16 protein-coding genes and 1 pseudogene are annotated in these 23,934 nt (G+C 60.3%); 12 read left to right on the top strand and 5 right to left on the bottom strand.

Going from position 1 to position 23,934, the window contains the following annotated elements:
• Positions 1-114: 114 nt before the first annotated feature.
• The 7 genes and pseudogenes from glgX (at position 115) to AC3IT6_RS15705 (ending at position 10,404) form a co-directional block, all read left to right on the top strand.
• The gene (glgX, locus tag AC3IT6_RS15675; RefSeq protein ID WP_489350928.1) at positions 115-2,277 is read left to right on the top strand and encodes a glycogen debranching protein GlgX; all 2,163 of its coding nucleotides are present in this window, start codon (positions 115-117) and stop codon (positions 2,275-2,277) included.
• Positions 2,278-2,490: 213 nt separating this feature from the next.
• Positions 2,491-3,249, top strand: coding sequence for a PIG-L deacetylase family protein (locus tag AC3IT6_RS15680; protein WP_223448771.1), 759 nt, complete (start codon positions 2,491-2,493; stop codon positions 3,247-3,249).
• Positions 3,250-3,345: 96 nt separating this feature from the next.
• The gene (locus AC3IT6_RS15685) at positions 3,346-4,146 is read left to right on the top strand and encodes an endonuclease/exonuclease/phosphatase family protein (protein ID WP_150724007.1); all 801 of its coding nucleotides are present in this window, start codon (positions 3,346-3,348) and stop codon (positions 4,144-4,146) included.
• A gap of 181 nt (positions 4,147-4,327) precedes the next feature.
• Positions 4,328-6,925, top strand: coding sequence for an autotransporter family protein (locus AC3IT6_RS15690; RefSeq protein WP_489350931.1), 2,598 nt, complete (start codon positions 4,328-4,330; stop codon positions 6,923-6,925).
• Between the two features lie 109 nt (positions 6,926-7,034).
• Positions 7,035-7,223 (top strand): hypothetical protein, encoded by a 189-nt coding sequence (locus AC3IT6_RS15695; RefSeq protein WP_412072380.1) that lies wholly within the window; start codon positions 7,035-7,037, stop codon positions 7,221-7,223.
• A gap of 48 nt (positions 7,224-7,271) precedes the next feature.
• A pseudogene (locus tag AC3IT6_RS15700) lies at positions 7,272-7,388 on the top strand (autotransporter outer membrane beta-barrel domain-containing protein); the annotation flags it as partial.
• Positions 7,389-7,470: 82 nt separating this feature from the next.
• Positions 7,471-10,404: an RHS repeat domain-containing protein gene (locus AC3IT6_RS15705; RefSeq protein WP_489350934.1), complete on the top strand. Its 2,934-nt coding sequence runs from the start codon at positions 7,471-7,473 to the stop codon at positions 10,402-10,404.
• 87 nt (positions 10,405-10,491) lie between these two features.
• On the opposite strand, the gene glgB is transcribed toward AC3IT6_RS15705, so the two are convergent.
• The 3 genes from glgB to AC3IT6_RS15720 form a co-directional block, all read right to left on the bottom strand.
• On the bottom strand, positions 10,492-12,723 hold the full coding sequence (gene glgB, locus AC3IT6_RS15710) for a 1,4-alpha-glucan branching protein GlgB (RefSeq protein ID WP_489350936.1): 2,232 nt from the start codon (positions 12,721-12,723) through the stop codon (positions 10,492-10,494).
• Positions 12,724-12,725: 2 nt separating this feature from the next.
• Complete coding sequence (gene treS, locus AC3IT6_RS15715; RefSeq protein ID WP_489350938.1) at positions 12,726-16,067, bottom strand: maltose alpha-D-glucosyltransferase; 3,342 nt, start codon at positions 16,065-16,067, stop codon at positions 12,726-12,728.
• Between the two features lie 83 nt (positions 16,068-16,150).
• Positions 16,151-18,148, bottom strand: a complete 1,998-nt coding sequence (locus AC3IT6_RS15720; RefSeq protein ID WP_489350940.1) for an alpha-1,4-glucan--maltose-1-phosphate maltosyltransferase — start codon at positions 18,146-18,148, stop codon at positions 16,151-16,153.
• A gap of 215 nt (positions 18,149-18,363) precedes the next feature.
• Between AC3IT6_RS15720 and AC3IT6_RS15725 the strand changes: the two genes are divergently transcribed.
• Together AC3IT6_RS15725 and AC3IT6_RS15730 are read left to right on the top strand one after the other, a co-directional pair.
• The gene (locus tag AC3IT6_RS15725) at positions 18,364-18,531 is read left to right on the top strand and encodes a hypothetical protein (protein ID WP_489350942.1); all 168 of its coding nucleotides are present in this window, start codon (positions 18,364-18,366) and stop codon (positions 18,529-18,531) included.
• A gap of 245 nt (positions 18,532-18,776) precedes the next feature.
• The gene (locus tag AC3IT6_RS15730) at positions 18,777-19,013 is read left to right on the top strand and encodes a hypothetical protein (RefSeq protein ID WP_489350944.1); all 237 of its coding nucleotides are present in this window, start codon (positions 18,777-18,779) and stop codon (positions 19,011-19,013) included.
• A 26-nt stretch (positions 19,014-19,039) separates the two neighbouring features.
• On the opposite strand, the gene AC3IT6_RS15735 is transcribed toward AC3IT6_RS15730, so the two are convergent.
• A complete protein-coding gene (locus AC3IT6_RS15735) occupies positions 19,040-19,540 on the bottom strand; it encodes an MgtC/SapB family protein (RefSeq protein WP_223461083.1) in 501 nt (166 codons plus the stop codon).
• 122 nt (positions 19,541-19,662) lie between these two features.
• On the opposite strand from AC3IT6_RS15735, the gene AC3IT6_RS15740 reads away from it, so the two are divergent.
• The 3 genes from AC3IT6_RS15740 (at position 19,663) to mapR (ending at position 23,006) form a co-directional block, all read left to right on the top strand.
• The gene (locus AC3IT6_RS15740) at positions 19,663-19,896 is read left to right on the top strand and encodes a DUF3203 family protein (RefSeq protein ID WP_489350946.1); all 234 of its coding nucleotides are present in this window, start codon (positions 19,663-19,665) and stop codon (positions 19,894-19,896) included.
• A 195-nt stretch (positions 19,897-20,091) separates the two neighbouring features.
• Positions 20,092-21,504: a cytochrome c oxidase accessory protein CcoG gene (gene ccoG, locus AC3IT6_RS15745; protein ID WP_489350948.1), complete on the top strand. Its 1,413-nt coding sequence runs from the start codon at positions 20,092-20,094 to the stop codon at positions 21,502-21,504.
• 92 nt (positions 21,505-21,596) lie between these two features.
• Positions 21,597-23,006, top strand: a complete 1,410-nt coding sequence (gene mapR, locus AC3IT6_RS15750) for a GntR family transcriptional regulator MpaR (protein ID WP_489350950.1) — start codon at positions 21,597-21,599, stop codon at positions 23,004-23,006.
• Between the two features lie 149 nt (positions 23,007-23,155).
• On the opposite strand, the gene AC3IT6_RS15755 is transcribed toward mapR, so the two are convergent.
• Positions 23,156-23,902 carry an SDR family oxidoreductase gene (locus AC3IT6_RS15755; protein WP_150756037.1) on the bottom strand — a complete coding sequence of 249 codons (747 nt, stop codon included), beginning with the start codon at positions 23,900-23,902 and terminating at the stop codon, positions 23,156-23,158.
• Positions 23,903-23,934 lie beyond the last annotated feature (32 nt).

Genomic DNA, 23,934 nt, shown 5'->3' on the forward strand with positions numbered 1-23,934 from the left:
GGTGTGGCTGCAATCTGTGGCAACTCACAGGTCCCTGTGGGAGCGGGCTTGCCCGCGAAGAGGCCATCACTTCCAGCATTGATGTTGCCTGACACACCGTTTACAGGAGTACCTATGCCCAGTCCGAAGAAAGCCGCCGCGCCAGCCCCTCGTGCCGAAACCACACGAATCCGCGAAGGCCTGCCCTTTCCACTGGGTGCCACCTGGGATGGTCTGGGCGTCAACTTCGCCCTGTTTTCCGCCCACGCCACCAAGGTTGAACTGTGCCTGTTCGACGACGCCGGCGAGGTGGAACTCGAACGCATCGAACTGCCCGAATACACCGACGAGATCTATCACGGCTACTTGCCCGACGCCCATCCGGGGCTGATCTACGGCTATCGCGTCTACGGCCCCTACGACCCGGCCAACGGCCATCGCTTCAACCCCAACAAACTGCTGATCGACCCCTACGCCAAACAGCTGGTGGGCAAGCTGAAATGGTCCGAAGCGCTGTTCGGCTACACCATCGGCCACCCCGACGCCGACCTCAGCTTCGATGAACGGGACAGCGCGCCCTTCGTGCCCAAATGCAAGGTCATCGACCCGGCGCACACCTGGGGCCACGACCACCGCGTCAGCGTGCCGTGGGACAAGACGATCATCTATGAAACCCATGTGCGCGGCTTCAGCATGCGTCACCCTGCCGTTCCCGAGAACCTGCGCGGTACCTTTGCCGGGTTGATGGTCGATGATGTGGTGGAGCACATCCGCAAGCTCGGCGTGTCGACCGTGGAACTGCTGCCGATCCATGCGTTCGTCAATGACCAGCACCTGCTGCACAAGGGCATGACCAATTACTGGGGCTACAACAGCATTGCGTTCTTCGCCCCCGACCCGCGATACCTGGCCAGCGGCAAGATTGCCGAATTCAAGGAAATGGTCGCGCACCTGCACGAAGCCAATCTGGAGGTGATCCTCGACGTGGTCTACAACCACACCGCCGAGGGCAACGAGCAAGGCCCGACCCTGTCCATGCGCGGCATCGACAATGCGTCCTACTACCGCCTCAAGCCCGATGACAAGCGCTTCTATATCAACGATTCCGGCACCGGCAACACCCTGGACCTGAGCCACCCGTGCGTACTGCAAATGGTCACCGACTCCTTGCGCTACTGGGCCTCGGAAATGCACGTGGACGGTTTCCGCTTCGACCTGGCGACCATTCTCGGGCGCTATCACGACGGTTTCGACGAACGCCACAGTTTCCTCGTGGCCTGCCGCCAGGACCCGGTGCTGCGCCAGGTCAAACTGATCGCCGAACCCTGGGACTGCGGCCCCGGCGGTTATCAGGTCGGCAATTTCCCGCCGGGTTGGGTCGAGTGGAACGACAAGTTCCGCGACACCGTGCGTGCATTCTGGAAAGGCGACGATGGGCAACTGGCGGATTTCGCCAGCCGTTTGACCGCTTCAGGCGAAATGTTCAATCAGCGTGGCCGCCGCCCCTATTCATCGGTGAACTTCGTCACCGCCCATGACGGCTTCACCCTCAATGACCTGGTGTCGTACAACGACAAGCACAACGAGGCCAACGACGAAGACAATCAGGATGGCAGCAACAACAACCTGTCGTGGAACCACGGCGTCGAAGGACCCACTGACGATCCCGACATCAACGCGCTACGCCATCGGCAGATGCGCAATTTCTTCGCCACCCTGCTGCTGGCCCAGGGCACGCCGATGCTGGTGGCCGGCGACGAGTTCGCCCGTACCCAGGACGGCAACAACAATGCGTACTGCCAGGACAGCGAGATCGGCTGGGTCAACTGGGACCTCAGCGAAGACGGCAAGGCCTTGCTCAAGTTCGTCAAACGCCTGGTCAAGTTGCGCCTGACCTACCCGGTCCTGCGGCGCGGGCGTTTCCTGGTGGGTAATTACAACGAGGACATCGGCGTCAAGGATGTGACCTGGCTGGCGCCGAACGGCGCGCAAATGACCACCAGGCATTGGCACGATGCGCACAATCGTTGCCTGGGCATGCTGCTCGATGGCCGCGCCCAGGAAACCGGCATTCGCCGCAAAGGCATCGACGCGACGTTGATGCTGGTGGTCAACGCGCATCACGACATCGTCAATTTCCGCCTGCCGGAAGTGCCTGACGGCGGTTTCTGGACGTGCATGATCGACACCAACCAGCCGTCGATCCACGGCCAGGAACGCTTCGAGTTTGGCCACGAGTACTCGGTCACCGGACGCTCGTTGCTGCTGTTCGAGCTGCAACATGAGGAAGAAGAGTAAAGGAGACTCCAGGCATTCATGGCCGCAACACCGCAGAGCGGAAAAATCATTCTGGATAAGCTCGCGACGCGACGAATAGCGTTACATGAGCAATACTCGATTCGCGGCAATCCAGGGCTTGGCTTGTCGCGCCGCTATCAACGAGCCCTCACGGGTCTGCGGGGCTTGTCCCACGCACGACTGAAGGCGACGCAGAACAAGGACGTATCCACCATGAAACCCGTTTCCCTAAGCGAAGCCAGCCTGCCATCACAAATCTGGAACAGTGCCCCGCAACTGGACAGCATCCCGGTCATCAGCACCCAATCCCTGGTGCCTACCGGCGCACGCGCGGTACTCATTGCCCCGCACCCCGGCGATGAAGTCGTGACCTGTGGCGGCCTGCTGCAATTGCTCAGCAACCTCGGCCACCCGCTGCAATTGATCTCGATCACCGACGGCAGCGCCAGCCATCCGGGCTCTCGGCAGTGGTCGGAAAAACGCCTCAGCGTATTTCGTCCCCAGGAAAGCGTGGAAGCCATCCGCCGACTCGGGTTGCCGATGCACAGCCTGAAGTGGATTCGTGGCGGGTTTGCCGACAACGCGCTGGTGGAGCACGAAGATCAGATCGTCCAATTCATCACGCGCTACCTGCGCCCCGGTGATGTGGTGTTCAGCACCTGGCGCGAGGATGGCAACGTCGACCACGACACCGTTGGCCGCGCCAGCGCCAGGGCGGCAGCCAATATCGGGGCCACCTACAACGACGTACCGTTCTGGGCCTGGCACTGGCCGGCACGGGACCGGGAGCTGATTCCCTGGCACCGTGCCCGCAAGGTGCGCCTCGATACCTGGACCGTCGCCCGCAAGAGCCACGCCACCCACGCCTACGCCAGCCAACTCGACGGCGAACCGGCCATCGGCATCGCGCCGTTGCTGCCCCGGACGCTGCTGGAGCGTATCCGTTTGCCTTATGAAATTGTGCTGGTATGAAACCATCGGTGATAGGTGTGACGCTGCCAGGCAGACTGAACTGCCTGCCGTCACATCAGTCGCATACATAGGCAGCCCTGAATCAGAGGAGTGCATGTGGCCAGTCATCCAAAACGGCAGGCAGCCGAATCAACGCCGTTGAACACACCCCCGGCGATTCATCGGCTTCGCGTGCTGACGGTAAACACCCATAAGGGGTTTACCGCACTCAACCGGCGTTTCGTCCTCCCCGAGTTGCGTGAAGCGGTGCGCAGTACGTCGGCAGACCTGGTGTTTCTGCAAGAAGTCGTCGGCGAGCACGACCGCCACTCCTCCCGCTACAACGATTGGCCACAGACCTCGCAATATGAATTCCTTGCCGACAGCATGTGGAGCGACTTCGCTTATGGACGCAATGCCGTCTATCCCGACGGTCATCATGGCAATGCTTTACTGTCGAAATACCCGATCCGCGAGTATCGAAACCTGGATGTTTCCATTACCGGCCCAGAGCGCCGTGGCTTGCTGCACTGCGTGCTGGACGTGCCGGGGCATCGCGAAGTGCATGCGATCTGCGTTCACCTCAGCCTGCTGGAAAGCCATCGTCAGCTGCAGTTGCAATTGCTCTGTCAACTCCTCGAGTCCCTGCCGGATGATGCGCCGGTGATCATTGCCGGCGACTTCAACGACTGGCAGATGCAGGGCAATGCCGCCCTGGCCCGCCGCGATTACTTGCACGAAGCCTTCGAACGCCACCACGGTCGTCCGGCCAAAACCTACCCCGCGCGGTTTCCCTTGTTGCGCCTGGACCGCGTCTACCTGCGCAATGCCAGCAGCCATGAGCCGCAAATACTCGGGCACAAGCCATGGACGCACCTTTCTGACCATTTGCCGTTGGCGGTGGAAGTGCATCTCTGAATCACAGCCATCAGGCGTCTGGTGCTGTGAAACCATCCCCCACCTGTTATTTCTGACAGTAGCCACATCGAAGCAGTGCCTGCTACGTTGGTGCTGCCCTGCCGATGCTGGCAGGCGCAGTCGGTCCTGGCCATTCCTGGCGGCCAAAGGAACGGAGGTTGATCCCATCGCGGAGGCAAGCATGGAGTTTTCGACAAATCTGCCCAAATACCGTTTCGGCGCCTGCCTGTTCTCGATCTGGTTATGTGCGAATTGGCCCCAGGCAGCCTACGCCGCCTGCACACTCACCCCCTCCGCCGGTAATGACAACTTCGTCTGCGACAGCGCCACCAGCGGGCCGTTGACCGATTTGTCGGGCAATAACACCCTGACCTTTCCTGCCAACGGCACCGGCAGGATCAACGGCAACGTGACCTTCGGTACCGGCGCCGACACCGTGACCATTGCTTCGGGCACCGTGGCCGGCGCCGTGAATCAGGGCGACGGGGCGGATAGTTTCACGATCAGCGCCGGGCAAATCACTGGGGCGGTCAGCCAGGGCAATGGCATCGATAACTTCGTCATGTCTGGCGGGAACCTTCAGTCCCTGGCCCAAGGCGACGGTCGCGACACCTTCCTGATGACTGGCGGCACCATCGTTGGCGCCTTCCAGGACGGCGACGTCGCCAGGATGACCGACGGCACCATCGGCCGGGTCGACATGAAGCTCGATAACAATATTTTCGATATGTCCGGCGGGCAGATCCTCGGCAACCTGGTGACCGGTCTGGGCACCGATACCATCAGCGTTTCCGGGGGACGCATCGGCGGCAATATCAGTGTCAGCAATGGCAACGACAGCATCACGGTCACCGGCGGGGAAATCGTCGGCGAGATCCGCGCCGGCAACGGCGATGACACCCTGGTGTGGGACGGCGACGGGACCATCCGCTCGCAAATCCTGCTGGAGGCCGGCAACGACAGCGCCACCCTGCGCAACCTCAGCGAAAGCACCCTCGCCCTCACCCCGAACATCAATGGCGGCGTCGGCAATGACCTGCTGACCTTCGATCACACCACCTCGTCAGGCGCCGCCCGCTACATCAACTGGGAAACCGTCAACCTGGTCAAGGGCTCGCGCCTGGATCTGGATGGCAACTTTCAACTGGGTGACAGCACCAGCGGCACGGGCGTGTTCAACGTCGATGGCAGCAGCACGCTGACGTCGGTGCAGGGCAGCATCGCGCCATTGACCGCAGATCGGCTCGTTACCCTGAACAACAGCGGGGTCATCGACCTCACCGGTGGCAACTCGCGGACCAATGACAGCCTGACGGTTGAAGGCAATTACGTGGGAAACGGCGGCCAGTTGCTCTTGCAAAGCGCCGTGGGCGATGACAGCTCTCCCAGCGACAAACTGGTGGTCAACAACGGCACATTGACCGGCAGCACCCTGATCAGCGTCACCAACGTTGGCGGCGCGGGTGCCCTGACCGGGCAAAACGGTATCCAGCTGGTTCAGGCCCAAGGCACGGCGGTCAGCGACAACACCGCGTTCGCCCTCAATGCCCCGGTGTCGGTTGGCGCCTTCGATTACCGCCTGTTCAAAGGCGGCATCACACCGGGCAGCGAAAACAGTTGGTATTTGCGCTCCTCGGTGGTGGCGCCGCCAGTGGTTGCCGTCGCCAACCCTGATCCCGCCTTGCCACCGACGCTGGTGCCCATCGTCGCAGTGCCGGTCGCCGCGCCCGTGGTTGTGGCCACCGGGGTTCAAGGAGTTGAAGGCGTCGTGACGGTCGAAGCCCCGGTGTTGCCGGCCGTCGTACCCGGCGCAGCACCAATCCCCCTGTATCGCGAGGCGGTGCCTACCTGGTCGGTGGTGCCGCCGGCTGCAGCACAATTAAGCCTGACAGCACTGGGCACCTTTCATGACCGTCAGGGCGATCAGCGCCTGCTGACGCAAACCGGTGCGCTCAGTGCCGGTTGGGGCCGGGTCTACGGCAAGAACCTCGAACAGACCTGGGCCGGCACCGTCACGCCAAGACTGGACGGCTCGCTCAATGGCTTTCAGGTCGGCAATGATCTGTTCAGCTCAGAGTTGGCGGGTGGGCAAACCCAGCGCAGCGGTTTCTTCATCGGCCACAGCCGCCTGCAAGGCGATGTCGACGGTTTCAATCAGGGCTTCGCAGGCAAGCGCTCCGGCAACGTCGAGTTGCAAGGCGACAGCCTTGGCGTTTACTGGACCCTGACCGATCTCGCCGGCGCGTATCTCGATGCCGTGGCCATGTACACCTGGCTCAACGGCGACAACCGTTCCGAAAGTGGACTGAAAATCGACAATGACGGGCACGTAACGACGTTATCGGCAGAAGTCGGATACCCGATCGCGGTGACCGGTAACTGGGTGGTCGAACCCCAGGCCCAGGCGATTTACCAGAAGGTCAAACTCGACAGCCAGGACGACGGCATCTCCCATGTCTCGTTCGATTCCGACAGTGCCTGGACCGGCCGCGTCGGCGCACGCCTCAAGGGTCGCTACGAGGTCAGCGGCCGGCCGCTGGAACCCTATCTGCGGGCCAACATCTGGCACACCTTCACCGGTACCGATACGGTCACCTTTGACCATCTCGATCAGGTCGAAACCCAACAACGAACCTCGTCCGCCGACCTCGGTATCGGCATGGTGCTGAGCGTTGCGGCCTCGGTCAGCGTGTACGCCGGACTCGACTACACCAGCAATATCGACAGCAACCAACAACGGGGAACGTTCGGTAACGTGGGGGTCCGGGTGAAGTGGTAATGGAGGACATCTGCGCCGTCCCGAGGTTTTTTTCCATTCGGTCGCCCCTCATTCGGGGTAGGAGAGACGCCAGAGCGAGATACCGCCTGCGACTGCAAGGTAGACCGCCATGAAAATCCCACTCACCCCACAAGAGATCAAAGTCACTTTTTGCACGGTGTCGAGTTCACTCCTGCTGTGTTTCACCATGCAAGTACAAGCCGCCACTGACGAGCAAGAAACAGCCCCGTGGTATCGCCAGGACATCCCGACACTCAGTCTGCCTACCCTCGCAGAAACCTATCCCGGTCCAACCTGACCACCGCAGACGCCGCGCCCACGACCTGGGACCAACTCTATGGCCAGCCTTCTCGCCAGGCACAAACCGGTGAGCCTGTACATCGGCGCCGACTACAGCAACGACGTGGACGACAACGACCTGAACGGGTTGATCGGCAGCCTGGGTATGCGGATGCGCTGGTGAAAACTGGTATTTCTTACAGTATCCACAGCATTGACGGTGATGCAGTGTGACGGGCAAGTCACCCTGATCGAGGCCGTCACGGATGTCTTTGGATAATGCTCATCGCGGCACGCCATCACTTGCTGTCATTGATCCGCGAGGTCTGGCAATCAGGGCTGTGCAGTTTCATCGGCGGCAGGCAGCCGATCCGCTCGACCTGCGGGTGACGCATCAACGCTTCGATGCCGCCGGACGGCCCGTGGCCAGTCGTGATCCGTACCTGTTTGCCCTGGCTCAGAACGATGTCTCGGTGCCGGCCAACCTTAGACAGGTGTTCAGTTTGTCTGGCGCATCGTTGTCGAATGACAGCGTGGATGCGGGTTGGCGGGTGGCGTTGCACGGTGCTGCCGGGCAGACAATCGAGCATTGGGATGGGCGTGGTAGTCACTCGTTCACCGAGTTTGATGAGCTGCTGCGTCCGGTGGGCGTACACGAACGCGGCGAAGGGCTTGCAGAATTTACCCTTGAACGCTTCACGTATGCGGCCATTGACGCCGACGCTGCATCACACAATCTATGCGGTCAATTGCTTCGTCATGACGACCCCGCCGGAACGCTGCACCTGCGCGAAATCGGCATCGCTGGCGCAGTGCTGCAACAGACCCGGCACTTTTTGCTGGATACCCATCCCACGAACTGGCCAGACAACGTGCACGCTCGAGATGCGTTGGTTGAGCCCATTGAAGGCGCCATCACTTCCTGGCACTACGCCGCCAGCGGCGAGTTGCTCCAGCAAATCGATACGCTGGGCAATCGCCAGCGTTTTACCTATAGCGTCGCTGGCGAATTAAAGGACACGCGACTGATCCTGGCCGGCGACGGCCAGCAAGAGCTGACCCTGGTCAGCGATCTCCACTACAACGCCTCCGGCCAGATCGAGTCGGAAACCGCCGGCAACGGCATTGTCACCCGCCATCGCTACGACCCGGCGGATGGTCGCCTCATCGGGCTGAGTGCACACAAAGCCAATGGCACGCCACTTCAGGACCTGAAATACCGCTACGACGCAGTTGGTAACGTGCTGAGCATCGAAGACACCGCCCAACCGATCCGCTATTTCAACAACCAGCGCATCGAACCGATCAAGACCTATCGCTACGACACCCTCGATCAATTGATCGAAGCCACCGGATGGGAGGCCAGGACCGGCCACGGCGGCCCCGCCCTGCCCGACTTGCAGCCCCTGCCCCTCGACCCCAATCAGGTTGCCCAATACAGCCAGACGTATCACTACGACGCTGGCGGTAACCTGCTGGACCTGACACACGTTGGTACCCAGCCTCACAGCCGCACGCTGACCCGCGCCCAGTACAGCAACCGTTGCCTACCCGAACGCAACGGCCGTCCGCCGACGGAAGAAGAACTGGCCGTCGGCTTCGATGCCAATGGCAACCTGCGTGAACTGCAAGCGGGCCAGTCACTCGCCTGGGACCTGCGCAGTCAACTGTCTACGGTGCGCCCGGTCGTCCGCGAAGACGGCAATGATGATTACGAACGCTATATCTACGATGGCGAAGGCCAACGGGTGCGCAAGGTTCGTTCAAACCAGACCAACGCCCGTACCCTGGTCAGCGAAGTGCGTTACCTGCCCGGCGTGGAGATCCGCAACCACGGCGGCACTGGGGAAATCCTTCATGTGATCAACGCCAGTGCAGGCAGCAATAGCGTGCAGGTGCTGCACTGGGTGGCCAAACCACCCGAGAACATCACCAATGACCAAGTGCGATACAGCCTCAACGACCACCTGCAATCCAGCGCACTGGAACTGGATCAAAACGCTGACCTGATCAGCCAAGAATGGTATTACCCGTTTGGCGGCACGGCGTGTTTCGCGGCGCGGTCAGCCACCGAAGCCAAGTACAAAACCGTGCGCTATTCGGGCAAGGAGCGGGATGCGACGGGGCTTTATTATTATGGGTTCAGATATTACGCGCCGTGGTTGCAGCGGTGGATTAATCCGGATCCAGCGGGGTATGTGGATGGGATGAATTTGTATTCGATGGTGGGAAACAGGCCCATCAATTTTGGAGATTTGGATGGGCGTGCAGGAAAAGAGCTAACGACAGCAGATATCAGCCATATAGCAAACACCATTAAACGAGACATGGGCGACCTTTCTCAAGAGGATGTACTTGATGTTGTTAATCAGTACTTGAAGGAAAAAGGTGCCACCCCACAACAATATGCTGAAACGATCATGTCAAGACTGGGCTTTGCAGCAGCCGCGGCAATAGCCGAACCGCAGAGTAAACCGCAAGCAACTACGTATCATAGAAAGCTAACAAGCAATGAAAAAAAAGGACTTCATCTATTTTGGAGCACAAACGCCGGCTCCCGTTATATTGGTGCAACCAGCAGAAACTTTTACATTCGACAAAACACCCAGCAACGCACTTCCTTGGCAACAGCTTCCAACGAAGCGCACCGTGAATTGAAATCCAATACCGGTGAACACACTGTAAAAATGTCAGATAACACATACAAAAACAGCTATGAACCCGCATTGAAATTATTGAATGAGCACGAACAAGATCCGTGGCAAACCATACTCCTGATGTCTGCCTCACTTGGGCCTGAAACAAATTCGCAAGTTTATCGAGGAGCACGACTGTCGGATATGAGTCTGAGCTTTGGTCTAAGCATGAGTTTAAAAGTAGGTGACATTGTAAGTGCCAGTAGCTTTTTATCATTTAGTTCAGACAAAAAAACAGCCGAACGCTTCATATCGAAATATCACAATGAAACCTTTATAAACGAAACAACAGGCGTAATATATATCACCTCAACCGCTCACGCCATCAGCAACCCCATCGAAAACGAAAGTGTAATTATTCCAGCAACCAATTACAAAGTCACAAATATCGTTACACAGTCGACTCACGGCAACGGCCCACTCCAAATTACCAAGTCATTCCCACCAATGATATATCTTGAAAAAACCACTGGCAACCCAGCGTCTAAAACCAGATGGATCTAACTAAAAACGGCATGTAAACATCAGACTTTCATAAGTAAGCAACTCGCATACTGATAGGCATGCGAGTTGCCAAGCAACCAGTGCCGCTTAACCCTCCGGCCTTAACATCAACACCGCCAACGGCGGCAAATTCAGCACCAACGACAACGCCTGCCCATGGCTCGGCGTCTCCTCGGCAACCGCCCCGCCACTGTTGCCATAATTGGAACCGGCATAGATCGACGAATCGCTGTTGAGCACCTCGTTCCACTGCCCGGCAAACGGCACCCCGACGCGATAAGCCTCGCGTGGCACCGGGGTAAAGTTGGCCACCACCAGCATCGGTTCGCCGTCCTTGCTCCAGCGCAACCACGCATAAACGCTGTTGATCGCATCATCGCCGATCAGCCACTGGAAGCCCTGCGGTACATCGTCCTGCTCATGCAGCGCCGGCGCTTCGCGGTACAAGCGGTTGAGGTCGGACACCAGTTTCTGCACGCCCTTGTGCTCGGGGTATTGCAGCAGGTACCAGTCCAGTTGCTGGTCATGGTTCCACTCGCGCCATTGGCCGAATTCGCAGCCCATGAACAGCAGCTTCTTGCCCGGATGCGCCCACATGAAACTCAGGTAAGCCCGCAGGTTGGCGAATTTCTGCCAGCGGTCGCCGGGCATTTTGTCGATCAGCGAGTGTTTGCCGTGCACCACTTCATCGTGGGAGATCGGCAGGATGAAGCGCTCGGACCACGCATACACCAGGCCGAAGCTCAGCTCGTTGTGGTGATGGGCGCGGTACACCGGGTCCTGCTGGATGTAATGCAGCGAATCGTGCATCCAGCCCATGTTCCATTTGTAGGCAAAGCCGAGGCCGCCCTGTTGCGTGCCCTGGCTGACACCCGGCCATGCGGTGGATTCCTCGGCGATCACCAAAGCACCGGGCGCTTCCAGGGCCACCACGTCATTGAGGTGACGCAGGAAGTCGATGGCTTCCAGGTTTTCCCGCCCGCCATGGCGGTTCGGCACCCACTCGCCAGCCTTGCGCGAGTAGTCGCGGTAGAGCATCGAGGCCACCGCATCGACCCGCAGGCCGTCGACATGGAAATGCTTGAGCCAGTGCAGCGCCGACGCCAGCATGTAGCCGTGCACTTCGGTGCGACCCAGGTTGTAGATCAGCGTGTCCCAGTCCTGGTGGAAACCTTCCTGCGGGTTGCCATACTCGTACAGCGCCGTACCGTCGAACTGGGCCAGGCCGTGGATATCGGTGGGGAAATGCGCCGGCACCCAATCGAGAATCACCCCGAGTTCGGCCTGATGGCAGGCGTTGATGAACGCGGCGAACTGGTCCGGCGTGCCATAGCGCGCACTCGGTGCGAATTGCGACAGCAACTGATAGCCCCACGAACCGCCGAACGGGTGCTCCATGATCGGCATCAGTTCGATATGCGTGAAACCGAGGTCTTTGACATAGGGAATCAGCCGTTCGGTCAGTTCCGGCCAGGTGTACTGGCGAGCCACCTCACCCAGGTCGTCCAACTCGCATTGCCACGAGCCGGCGTGCAATTCGTAGATCGACAACGGCGCCGTGACCCGCTGGCGCTCGCCCCGGGCCATCATCCAGTCCTGATCCTGCCAGTCGACTTTCAGGGGCGAGGCGACTTTCGAGGCGGTGTCCGGTGGCAGGCTGGTGGCCAGCGCCACGGGATCGGCCTTCAGCGGCAGGATGCCGTGGGCGCCGAGAATCTCGTATTTGTAGGTGTCCCCGGCTTGCAAGCGCGGGATGAACAACTCCCAGACACCGGTGGGATGACGCAGGCGCATCGGGTGCCGGCGCCCGTCCCAGACGTTGAAATCGCCGACCACCGACACCCGCCGGGCATTCGGCGCCCACACGGCGAAACGCACGCCATCGACACCGTCCACGGTTTTCAGTTGCGCGCCCAGGCACGCGCTGAGGTCGCGGTGATTGCCTTCGGCAAACAGGTACAAATCCATTTCGCCCAACAACGGGCCGAAGCTGTAAGGATCTTCTGCGGTTTGCTCGCCGCCGGCCCAACGGGTGCGCAACAGATACGCTTGCGCATGCTGGAAATGCCCGACGAACAACCCCGGCGTCTCCGTGACTTCAAGGTGACCCAGCTCTTCGCCGGAGTCCCTGACCAGCACCTGCACACTCAGGGCGCCCGGCAGATACGCGCGAATGAATTGCCCGCCAGCGCCATCGGCGTGAGGGCCGAGAATGGCGAAAGGATCGATATGCTCGGCACGCACCAATGCATCGATATCCCGCGCCCTGGGCAGCAGCGCTTCTTTGTGATGACCCTGTTCCTTGTTCGAGACACTCATGACTACTCTCCACCAAGATCGGAAAAGGGTTTAAGCCCACTCAATAATCCATATAAACCGTGCAACGGCACGGGCAACCAGGCGGGGCGATTTTCCGCCTCATAGGCCACTTCATACGCCGCCTTCTCCAGACCGAACAATGCCAGCGCGGCATCCTCGCCTTCGGGATCTTGCCATGCATGGGCAAGACTAGCTGCCGCCAGCCGATAAGCGTCGACAAATGCTTGCCGCGCCTCGCTCAAGTAGCGCTCGGTGACCCGCAAGCGCGCGGCATCGGCCGCCACGGTGTTGTCGACGCTCTGCACATTGATCGCCATCGCCGCCGCATAGTCGAAGGAACGCAGCACGCCGCCGACATCCTTGTACGGGCTGTGTTTGCCCCGTCGCTCTTGCAAAGGCCGCGCCGGCTCGCCCTCGAAGTCGATCAGGTAGGCATCGCCCTTGATCACCAGCACCTGCCCCAGATGCAGATCGCCGTGTACACGAATGCGCAAGCCGCCCGCGGTCTTTTTGCCCAATGCTTGTACATGGCCGAGGATGGCTTTCTTGTTGTCCAGTAAACGGCCGACCAGGGTCTGGTCCGCTGGGTTCAGTTGATTTTTATGCTGCTTGAGCAAGTTCAACGCGTGCTCGATTTGCGCCGCGACGTCCCTGGCCGAGGCCAGCGCCTCTTTCTGCGTGGTGACCTGGGGCAAGAAGTCCGGGTTGGCACTCGGCGCCGCCAGTACCTGATGCATTTCCCCCAGACGCTGACCGAGCATAGCGGCGAAATCTTTCAGTTCGCCGAGCGCGTTGTAATGTTGTTCCTGCTCGGACACGGCGTCGGCCAGTTCATCGCGCAGCGCCCGTTCGAGGTTGTTCTGGGTCCATTCCCAGGCGTCGCCCTGATTGCTCAGATAGCCTTGGGCGATCATCAGCAAATTGTCTTCACCCGCCCCGTCCCGGCGCACCACGGCCCCCAGCAATGGCGAAATATTACTGAACCCGGCTTCGGTCAGGTACGCACTCATTTCCAGCTCAGGGTGCACACCGCAGGCGACCTTGCGGATCAGCTTCAGCACCAGGCTGTTGCCGATCACCACCGAGCTGTTGGACTGTTCGGCCGACAGGTAACGTACCGGCGACTCGGCATTGAGGCCGAGTTTTTCAAGCTCCGCGGTGGACTCGAAGCGGATGTCGCCATCGCTGGAGGTCAATACGGTGCTGGCCTGAATGCCCTGCAATACGGCATGCACGAAGGTGTCCAGGCTGAAGGCATCGGTGATCAGGCCAACCTGGCGTCCGCGCCGTACCCGCGACAATGCCAATTGCTGCGGCAACGGAGTACCGACCTGATCCTCCGAGATAAAGCCGAACGGCAACTGGTAACGGCTGCTCTGGCCAGCGCTGGTGACATTGATCTCGCTGAACAGCACCGGATGCTGCGGATCGCCGAACCGCACGCCATAGGCCAGATCGACCTGTTCGATGGCGGCATCCTTGCCGGCGAACCAGCGGCGATTCTGCAACCAGCTCGGCAGGATGCTTTGCTCCATTGTGGTGCGCGACGGCGCTTCGAGCAGTTCCTCCATGCGCTTTTTCAGCACCAGCGTGGTGAAGTCCGGCAGGCTTTGTGCGGGCTCCACGTGCCAGCTCGGCATCTGGTTTTCCGCGGCGAGACCGAACCAGTAAAAGCCGTAAGGCGCCAGCGTCAGGAGGAAATTCAGCTGGCCGATGGGCGGAAATGCGTTACCCCCGAGCATTTCCACCGGCACCATGCCGACGTAGGCCGACAAATCCAGCTCGGCGGCCTGGGCGCTGCGCGACACATTGGCCACGCACAGAATGACTTCGTGCTTGCCATCCACCCCGGTGTATTCGCGGGTGTAGGCCAGAATCCGCCGGTTGCTCGGCGACAGCATCTTCAACGTACCACGCCCGAAGGCCTTGGATTGCTTGCGCACGGCGAGCATGCGTCGGGTCCAGTTCAACAGCGAATGCGGGTCGCCAGCCTGGGTTTCGACGTTGACCGACAGGTAGCCGTATTGCGGATCCATGATCGGCGGCAGCACCAGGCTTGCCGGGTCGGCCCGGGAGAAACCGCCGTTGCGGTCGATGGACCATTGCATCGGCGTACGCACGCCGTCGCGGTCGCCGAGGTAGATGTTGTCGCCCATGCCGATTTCGTCGCCGTAATACAGGGTCGGCGTGCCGGGCATCGACAGCAGCAGGCTGTTGAGCAGCTCGACCCGGCGGCGGTCGCGCTCCATCAGCGGCGCCAGGCGACGGCGAATCCCCAGGTTGATCCGCGCCCGACGGTCGGCGGCGTAGTAATTCCACAGGTAGTCGCGTTCCTTGTCGGTGACCATCTCCAGGGTCAGCTCATCGTGGTTGCGCAGGAAGATTGCCCATTGGCAGTTGGCGGGAATATCCGGGGTCTGGCGCAGAATGTCGGTAATCGGGAAGCGATCTTCCTGGGCCAGCGCCATGTACATGCGCGGCATCAACGGGAAGTGAAAGGCCATGTGGCATTCGTCGCCGTTCAGGCCTTTCTTGTCGGTGTCGCCGAAGTACAACTGGGTGTCTTCGGGCCACTGATTGGCCTCGGCCAGCAGCATGCGGTCGGGGTAGTTGGCGTCGATTTCGGCGCGGATCTTTTTCAGGACGTCATGGGTTTCCGGCAGGTTCTCGTTGTTGGTGCCGTCGCGCTCGATCAGGTAGGGAATCGCGTCCAGGCGCAAGCCGTCGATGCCCATGTCGAGCCAGTAACGCATCACCGACAGCACCGCTTTCATGACTTGCGGGTTATCGAAGTTCAGGTCGGGCTGGTGGGAGTAGAAACGGTGCCAGAAGTATTGGCCGGCGACCGGGTCCCAGGTCCAGTTGGACTTTTCGGTGTCGAGGAAAATGATGCGGGTGCCATCGTATTTATGATCGTCATCGGACCACACGTAGAAGTCCCGCGCCGCCGATCCGGGTTTGGCCTTGCGCGCCCGCTGGAACCAGGCGTGCTGGTCGGAGGTGTGGTTGATGACCAGCTCGGTGATCACCCGCAGGCCGCGCTTGTGCGCCTCGGCAATGAAACGCCGGGCATCGGCCATGGTGCCGTAGTCGCTGTGTACGCCACGGTACTCGGCAATGTCATAACCGTCGTCGCGCCGTGGCGAGGGATAGAACGGCAGCAGCCAGATAGTATTGACGCCCAGGTCGGCGATGTAGTCGAGCTTGGCGATGAGACCGGGAAAGTCGCCAATCCCGTCGTTGTTGGAGTCGAAATACGATTTGACGTGGACTTGATAGATCACCGCATCCTTGTACCAGAGCGGGTCCTTGATGAACGTGGCTGCCTTGGGTTTCTTCGCCATGTGAAACTCCTGGTAAATTCATCTTGGCCACAGGCTGAGAATCCCCTGTGGTGAGGAGGCTTGCCCCAGAGGTTGTGGTGTTCTCAAGAGGCGGTAATCCTCCAAATCCCGAACGGCTGATACGCCGGGTCGATCCGCATGAATTGCTGCTTGCCATGCCAGGTCCAGCGATGACCATTCATCAAGTCTTCGCCCTGGGTGCTGGCGTAGTCCGGCAAGCCCATTTCCCACAACGGCAACTCGAAGTTCGCTTCCTGCACGTTGTGCGGATCGAGGCTGACCGCCACCAGAACGAAGTTGCTGCCGTCAAAGCTGCGTTTACCGAAGTACAGGATGTTGTCGTTCCAGGCGTTGTAGACCTTCAGGCCCAGATGCGTGTGCAACGCCGGGTTCTGCCGGCGGATGCGGTTGAGCTGGGCGATCTCGGCAATGATGTTGCCCGGCGCATTGAAGTCCCGCGGACGGATCTCATACTTCTCGGAATCGAGGTATTCCTCCTTGCCCGGCACCGGCGCCGACTCGCACAACTCGAAACCCGAATACATGCCCCACAGGCCTGAGCCCATGGTCGCCAGCACGGCGCGGATGAGAAACCCGGGGCGCCCTGAATCATGGAGGAACGCCGGGTTGATGTCCGGTGTATTGACGAAAAAATTCGGCCGAAAGCATTCGCGCCATGGCGACTCGTTAAGTTCGCTGAAGTAGGTCGCCAGTTCGGCCTTGGTGTTGCGCCAGGTGAAATAGGTGTAGCTCTGGGAATAACCGACCTTGCCCAGGCGCGCCATCATTGCCGGGGTGGTAAAGGCTTCGGCGAGGAAGATCACCTCGGGGTACAGCGCCCGTACATCGGCGATCAGCCACTGCCAGAACGGCAACGGCTTGGTGTGCGGATTATCGACGCGGAAGATCTTCACGCCCTCCTCGACCCAGCCCACTACGATGTCGCGCAGTTCCACCCACAGGCTCGGAATTGCCTCCGGGGTATAGAAGTCGACGTTGACGATGTCCTGGTATTTCTTCGGCGGGTTCTCCGCGTATTTGATCGTGCCGTCCGGCCGCCAGTTGAACCAGCCTGGGTGTTGCTTGAGCCATGGATGGTCCTGGGAGCACTGGATGGCAAAATCCAGGGCGATTTCCAGGCCATGGGCCGCGGCGGCCGCCACCAGTCGGCGGAAGTCTTCGTGGCTGCCCAATTGCGCGTGAATCGCCTCGTGCCCACCCTCCTCGCTGCCAATCGCATAGGGGCTGCCCGGATCATCGGGGCCCGCCGTCAGCGAGTTGTTCGGGCCTTTGCGGTAGCTGCGCCCGATCGGGTGGATCGGCGGGAAATACAGCACGTCGAACCCCATGTCCTGGATCATCGCCAGTCGCGAATGCACGTCATTGAAGGTGCCGTGGCGCGCCGGACTGTCGGTGATCGAACGTGGGAACAATTCATACCAACTGGCGAACTGCGCCAGTTCGCGCTCCACATCCACCGGGTACTCCGGGCTCAGGCTCAGGTAGGCGCGATGATCGACGCGGGCCATGAGGTCGGCGCTACGCGGGTGCAAAAACAGTGCAATCTGCTCGGTTTCAAGCAGCCCTGACAGTTCATGGTGCAAGGCCGCCAATTGCTCGCTGAGTGGCCCTTCGCTGCGTTCGGCGGCCTGCTGGACATGAATCCGTCCTTCCTGCAACTCCAGGCTGACGGGCACTGCCGCCGCATGCTTCTTTTCCAGCTCGTAGCAAAAACTGGCGAACTGATCGATCCAGGCTTCGATACAGAACAGATAGCGGCCCTGGCTGTCGGCACGAAACTGCCCTTGCCAGCCGTTGTTGCCCAGGTCGTGCATGGCCGCGCTTTGCCAGGTGCCCTCGTCTTCGGCCCGCCAGCGTACGCGAACCGCCAGCTTGTCATGCCCGTCGGCGAAGACCTTGGCTGTCACCACCACGTCCTGCCCCACCACGGCCTTGACCGCGAATTGTCCGCCTTCAAGGGTCGGCATGATGTTTTCAATGACGATTCGCGGCAGCAACAACGCCTGCGACAGCGGCATGTGCGGGTTGTAGCTCAACTCAGTCGGTTTTTCAGCCGTCATCGAGCCTCTCTCCTTACGCCCCATGGACGCGCTTGTGTCTGGTCGCCACCCCGCCGGACGATCCGCCCCGGGATGCACTCACTTAGGTTCCGAGCGACAGCTGCCGGGAAAGTTTCATCGACAACTTCCGGAATCAAGTCCTTCGCGCCGCGGTCAACCAACCAGTCCACCTACTTAAGCACGACTCACGCCATGTGCCACCGCAGGCTTGAACAATGAACAATCCGTTCCCGGCTGCCCCCTCCGATCCCAACATCGACAACCCGGTGATACCGCCGAGCGAACCGCAGCCGGTACCCGAACAGGATCCACCCGGCACCAACCCGCCGCCAAGGGTAGAACCGCCACCGACGATGCCGCCGGTGATTGTGAATCCTGAATGACGACAATTGATCGTTCCTGCGTCGAAACCAGGGACGATCATAAAAATGAATGACGTTTCCCAAGAACGCGTAGTACCGGTCCTGAAGCGGCAATTCTACCCTCCCGGCACTTTACGAAACTGACATCCCTCGCCTTATATGGCCATCACTCCATTAGCCTTGCGTGTGGCCAGCCATGAACACTTTTTTCCCCAGCCTCTACAAATTCACAAACACAGCGAGCGCACAGCACCACGCGCTCAACCGTGAACGACCAATCGACGGCTGGCCTTCCTTTGAAAATATTCAACTACGAATTTCTTTGCTTCGAAGCCGAACGCAACACGGCAGAACAAACCACCAAAAGTTCAATAATCAGGGATCTGGAGAATCATTTGCTGCAGGGTGAAATTGACTACAGCCAACACGAACTCTCAGAAACGAAGATCAACGAGCAGGAATCAGGTCGTGAAACAACTCACGCGGACAAGGTGGAGCCCTGATCAGCAGGAGTTGCCGAAGGCTGCGCCTACGGAACGTGATCCTTGTCGATCAGCTTCACAATCCCCGGCATCACACTGAACACCCCCAGCGCCAACAACGTACTGAGCACCGCCGTCGCCTCGCGGCCCAGCCCGGCCGCGACGCCGATGGCTGCGGTCATCCACAGGCCGGCGGCGGTGGTCAGGCCTTTGACGTGGCCTTCATCGCCCTCGTGATTCTTCAGAATAGTGCCAGCCCCCAGGAAGCCGACCCCGGCAATCACGCCCTGCACTACCCGGCTCATGGCATCGGCCTGCGAGCCGGACATCTGCGGCACCAACACGAACAGCGCCGCGCCCATCGCCACCAGCATGTGGGTGCGCACGCCGGCGGCCTTGCCCTGGTGTTCACGCTCGAACCCGAGAATCCCGCCCAGCAAGGCGGCCATCAACAGGCGCACGGTCACTCGCGTCAGTTGCGAGGCATCGGCGATGTCGGCGAACTCGGCTTGCAGGGTCACCCAGACTTCGTGCCACCAGGCGTTCATGGGGTTGTCCTTGTGAGGGGGCCATGGAAGGTGGACCGCAGCGACCATTAATCGGTTGCACAGAACGATGACAGGCGGTTGCGGCCTGAAACTTTAGATTCCACTGAAAAAAGGATTCCGCCGTGATCGTGCGCATCGAGAACCAGACCTGCTTTTTCACCACCGAAAATGGCGAACTCATTCGTCTGTGTCCCGACGTGACCATCATCACCGACGGTGCCAAAGCCATGTCGGCAGTGGACATCGAAGGCGAGCGCATCTACATCACGGAAGCCGAGGCCGACGCCTTGACCGTCGCAGGCGCGGTGGATGGGCGCCGGCACTTGAAAGCCACCGACAGTGGTTCGGTGATTTGACCGGGATTGATCCGCACCTGCCGCCGCTGTTTTGGAAAGCCCCACGGACCCTGCAGCGGCGGCTGCTTCAAGTTGTCGCAGGCCGTGCAAACACGGCCATCTGATCTGCTTTTTAATGCAATACCTGAGCCTGTTATGCAAACAGATCCCCGCTCATAGTGCTCCTGCCTGATGGAGGCTGATGAGCGAAAGACCATGAGCGAAAGAATCCCCGTCCGAACCGTAGAAACATTCGAGCCTTCGCGTCCCAAGATAAAGGCCAAATCCAGCGACAACCTGATCCACACCCGCAGCTTCACCGGTCTGTTCCGCAACCTGCGCATCAGCGGCGCGGGTTTTCTGTTCTTGCTGTTTTTCGGCACCGCATGGTTGAACTGGGGCGGTCGCCAGGCGGTGCTCTGGGATCTTTCCCAAAGCAAATTCCATATCTTCGGCGCGACATTCTGGCCGCAGGATTTCATTCTGCTCTCGGCGCTGTTGATCATCGCCGCGTTCGGCCTGTTTGCGATCACCGTGTTCGCGGGCCGGGTCTGGTGCGGCTACACCTGCCCACAAAGTTCGTGGACCTGGATATTCATGTGGTGCGAGAAGATCACCGAGGGCGAACGCAACCAGAGGATCAAGTTGCAAGCCGCGCCGTGGGGCCTGAACAAGCTGATGCGCCGCTCGGCCAAGCACACCCTGTGGCTGGCCATCAGCCTGCTGACCGGCCTGACGTTCGTCGGCTACTTCACGCCGATCCGGCCACTGGCCGAAGAGCTGCTGACTTTCCAAATGAGCGGCGTCAGCCTGTTCTGGGTACTGTTTTTTACTGGTGCCACCTACATCAATGCCGGTTGGCTGCGTGAGGCGGTGTGCATGCACATGTGCCCCTACGCGCGGTTCCAGAGCGTGATGTTCGACAAGGACACCCTGACCATTTCCTACGACGTGGCCCGAGGCGAAAACCGTGGTCCGCGCAAACGCGAGGTCAAACCCGCCGAAGTGGGTTTGGGCGATTGCATCGATTGCCAGCTCTGCGTACAGGTCTGCCCGACCGGTATCGATATCCGCGATGGCTTGCAGATGGAATGCATCGGTTGCGCCGCGTGCATCGACGCCTGCGACTCGATCATGGACAAAATGGGCTACGCCCCGGGATTGATCAGCTATACGTCCGAGCATCAGTTGCAGGGTGGCAAGACCCACCTGCTGCGTCCGCGCCTGATCGGCTACACCGCCGTGCTGCTGGTGATGATCGCAGCCCTGGTGATGGCGCTGGTGGAACGACCGATGGTGTCGCTCGACGTCAGCAAGGACCGGGGCCTTTTCCGCGAGAACAGCCAGGGGCAGATCGAAAACATCTACAGTCTGAAGGTGATCAACAAGACCCAACAGCGTCAGGACTATCAATTGAGCCTGGTCGATGCCGATGATTTCCAGTTACAGGGCAGGACCGAATTCAGCCTGGCGCCGGGGGAGATTGTCGATGTGCCGGTGTCGGTGGCAATGCTCACGGAGCGTCCGGCCAGCAGTTCGCAGAGTATCAACTTCAAGGTGGTCGACAGCGATGAACCTGGCGTCTACAGCGTGGCGAAGAGCCGGTTTGTTGCACCGATGAATCGCTGAGCCTTTAAGATGCTGACCTTGGTGAAGTGCAGTCCTGTTTTGGCAATGCAATCCACAAAAGCTGATTGAATGATTTCCATGACGGGATACCGATGAAACGCTACGAAAAATTCGCCGACGACATCGCAGAACTGATCCGCTCCGGCGTCCTCGGTCCAGGCCAGCGGGTGCCGTCGGTGCGTTACGCCAGCCAGACCTACGGCGTCAGCCCGTCGACGGTGTTCCAGGCCTACTACCTGCTGGAACGTCGCGGCCTGATCCGCGCCCGTCCGCGTTCCGGCTATTTCGTCAACGCCCACGCACCCCGGCCGTTTTCCGAGCCGGTGATCAGCAATCAGGTCAACGAGTCCACGGAAGTCGACGTCAGCGAACTGGTGTTCTCGGTGCTCGACTCGATCAAGGACCCGAACACCGTGCCCTTCGGCTCGGCGTTCCCCAGCCCGACGCTGTTTCCCTTGCAACGCTTGTCCCGCTCGCTGGCCAGCGCCAGCCGCGAGATGGACCCGCGCATGGTCGTCACCGACATGTCGCCGGGCAACCCGCAACTGCGCCGGCAAATCGCCCTGCGCTACATGGTCGGCGGGCTGATGCTACCCATGGAAGAACTGCTGATCACCAACGGCGCGCTGGAAGCCCTGAACCTGTGCCTGCAAGCGGTGACCCAACCCGGCGACCTGGTGGCCATCGAAGCCCCGGCGTTCTACGCCTGCCTGCAAGTGCTCGAACGCCTGAAACTCAAGGCCGTGGAAATCCCCGTGCACCCGCGCGACGGCATCGACCTCGGTGTGCTCGCACAGACGCTGGAGCGGCACCCGATCAAGGCCTGCTGGTGCATGACCAGTTTTCAGAACCCCATGGGCGCGACTATGCCCGAGGCAAAAAAGCAAGAACTGGTGGAACTGTTGCGCCGCCACCAGGTGCCGCTGATCGAAGACGATGTCTACGCCGAACTGTATTACGGCCAACAAGCACCGAAACCGGCCAAGGCATTCGATACCGAAGGCCTGGTGATGCATTGCGGCTCGTTCGCCAAGAGCCTGGCCCCCGGCTACCGCATCGGCTGGGTCGCCGCCGGGCGTTACGCGCAGAAAATCGAACGGCTGAAACTCATGACCTCGCTGTGCGCCTCGATGCCCGCCCAGGCGGCTATCGCCGATTATCTGCAACACGGGGGCTACGATCGGCACCTGCGTAAATTGCGCCACGCACTGGAAGACCAGCAAAGCGCCATGCTCGCCGCCATCGCCCGCTATTTCCCGGCACAGACGCGGGTCAGCCAGCCGGCGGGCGGGTACTTTTTATGGCTGGAATTGCCGGAGCAGATGGATTCGTTGAAGTTGTTTCAGATGGCGTTGGCGCAGGGGATAAGCATTGCACCGGGGCCGATCTTTTCGCCGGCGCAGCGGTTCAGGAATTGTATTCGGCTGAATTACGGGAGCCCGTGGGACGAGGCTGCGGAGAAGGCGATGGAGACGTTGGGGCGGATTGTGCGGTCGTTCTGATGGTCGGATGTTGCCTGCACTATCGCCTTCGCGAGCAAGCCCGCTCCCACAGAGATCTTTGTAGTACACAGATCTTGTGTTCACTGGAGATCCCATGTGGGAGCGAGCTTGCCCGCGAAGAGGCCTGCACTGACAACGCAAACCTCAGATCAACGCCCACCACCGAGATCGACGAACGTCCCCGTCGCATAAGAAGCCTTGTCCGACAACAACCAGACAATCGCCTCCGCCACTTCATCCGGACGCCCGCCCCGGGCCATCGGAATCGCCGATTCCAGTTTGCTGACCCGATCCGGATCGCCGCTCAAGGCATGGAAATCGGTATAGATGAAGCCGGGGCGCACGGCGTTGACCCGAATCCCCTCGCCCGCCACTTCCTTGGACAGGCCGATGGTGAAGGTGTCCAGCGCGCCTTTGGAGGCCGCGTAGTCGACGTACTCGTTGGGCGAGCCCAAACGTGCGGCCACCGAGGACACGTTGACGATGCTGCCGCCCTGCCCGCCGTGCCTGGGCGACATGCGCAGGATCGCGTGCTTGGCACAGAGGATCGGCGCCAGGACGTTGGTTTTCATGATTTTGAGAATGCGGAACTCGGACATCTCGTCGACCCGGGACTTTTGCCCGACCGTGCCGGCGTTGTTCACCAGCGCGGTGACCCGACCCAGTTCAGTGTCTACCCGGTGGAACAGTGCGATGACTTCGTCTTCGATGCTGACGTCGGCCCGTACTGCAATGGCTTGCGCACCGAGGGCGCGGACTTGCTCCAGCACGCCCAGTGCAGCCTTTTCGTCAGCCTGGTAGTTGATGCAGATCCGATAGCCCTGCGCGGCGGCCAACAGCGCGGTGGCGGCACCAATACCGCGGCTACCGCCGGTGATGACGATGACTTTGTCCATGCGAGCTTTCCCCCAATCAAAGCTTAAGCGGT

The organism is Pseudomonas sp. KH_017, assembly GCF_057840285.1.

Coding starts and splice junctions, on each gene's coding strand:
- mapR (WP_489350950.1), top strand. CDS start 21,597: ATGAAACGCTACGAAAAATTCGCCGACGACATCGCAGAACTGATCCGC.
- AC3IT6_RS15720 (WP_489350940.1), bottom strand. CDS start 18,148: ATGACGGCTGAAAAACCGACTGAGTTGAGCTACAACCCGCACATGCCG.
- treS (WP_489350938.1), bottom strand. CDS start 16,067: ATGGCGAAGAAACCCAAGGCAGCCACGTTCATCAAGGACCCGCTCTGG.
- AC3IT6_RS15690 (WP_489350931.1), top strand. CDS start 4,328: ATGGAGTTTTCGACAAATCTGCCCAAATACCGTTTCGGCGCCTGCCTG.
- AC3IT6_RS15695 (WP_412072380.1), top strand. CDS start 7,035: ATGAAAATCCCACTCACCCCACAAGAGATCAAAGTCACTTTTTGCACG.
- AC3IT6_RS15705 (WP_489350934.1), top strand. CDS start 7,471: ATGTCTTTGGATAATGCTCATCGCGGCACGCCATCACTTGCTGTCATT.
- AC3IT6_RS15680 (WP_223448771.1), top strand. CDS start 2,491: ATGAAACCCGTTTCCCTAAGCGAAGCCAGCCTGCCATCACAAATCTGG.
- glgX (WP_489350928.1), top strand. CDS start 115: ATGCCCAGTCCGAAGAAAGCCGCCGCGCCAGCCCCTCGTGCCGAAACC.
- ccoG (WP_489350948.1), top strand. CDS start 20,092: ATGAGCGAAAGAATCCCCGTCCGAACCGTAGAAACATTCGAGCCTTCG.
- AC3IT6_RS15735 (WP_223461083.1), bottom strand. CDS start 19,540: ATGAACGCCTGGTGGCACGAAGTCTGGGTGACCCTGCAAGCCGAGTTC.
- glgB (WP_489350936.1), bottom strand. CDS start 12,723: ATGAGTGTCTCGAACAAGGAACAGGGTCATCACAAAGAAGCGCTGCTG.
- AC3IT6_RS15755 (WP_150756037.1), bottom strand. CDS start 23,902: ATGGACAAAGTCATCGTCATCACCGGCGGTAGCCGCGGTATTGGTGCC.
- AC3IT6_RS15725 (WP_489350942.1), top strand. CDS start 18,364: ATGAACAATCCGTTCCCGGCTGCCCCCTCCGATCCCAACATCGACAAC.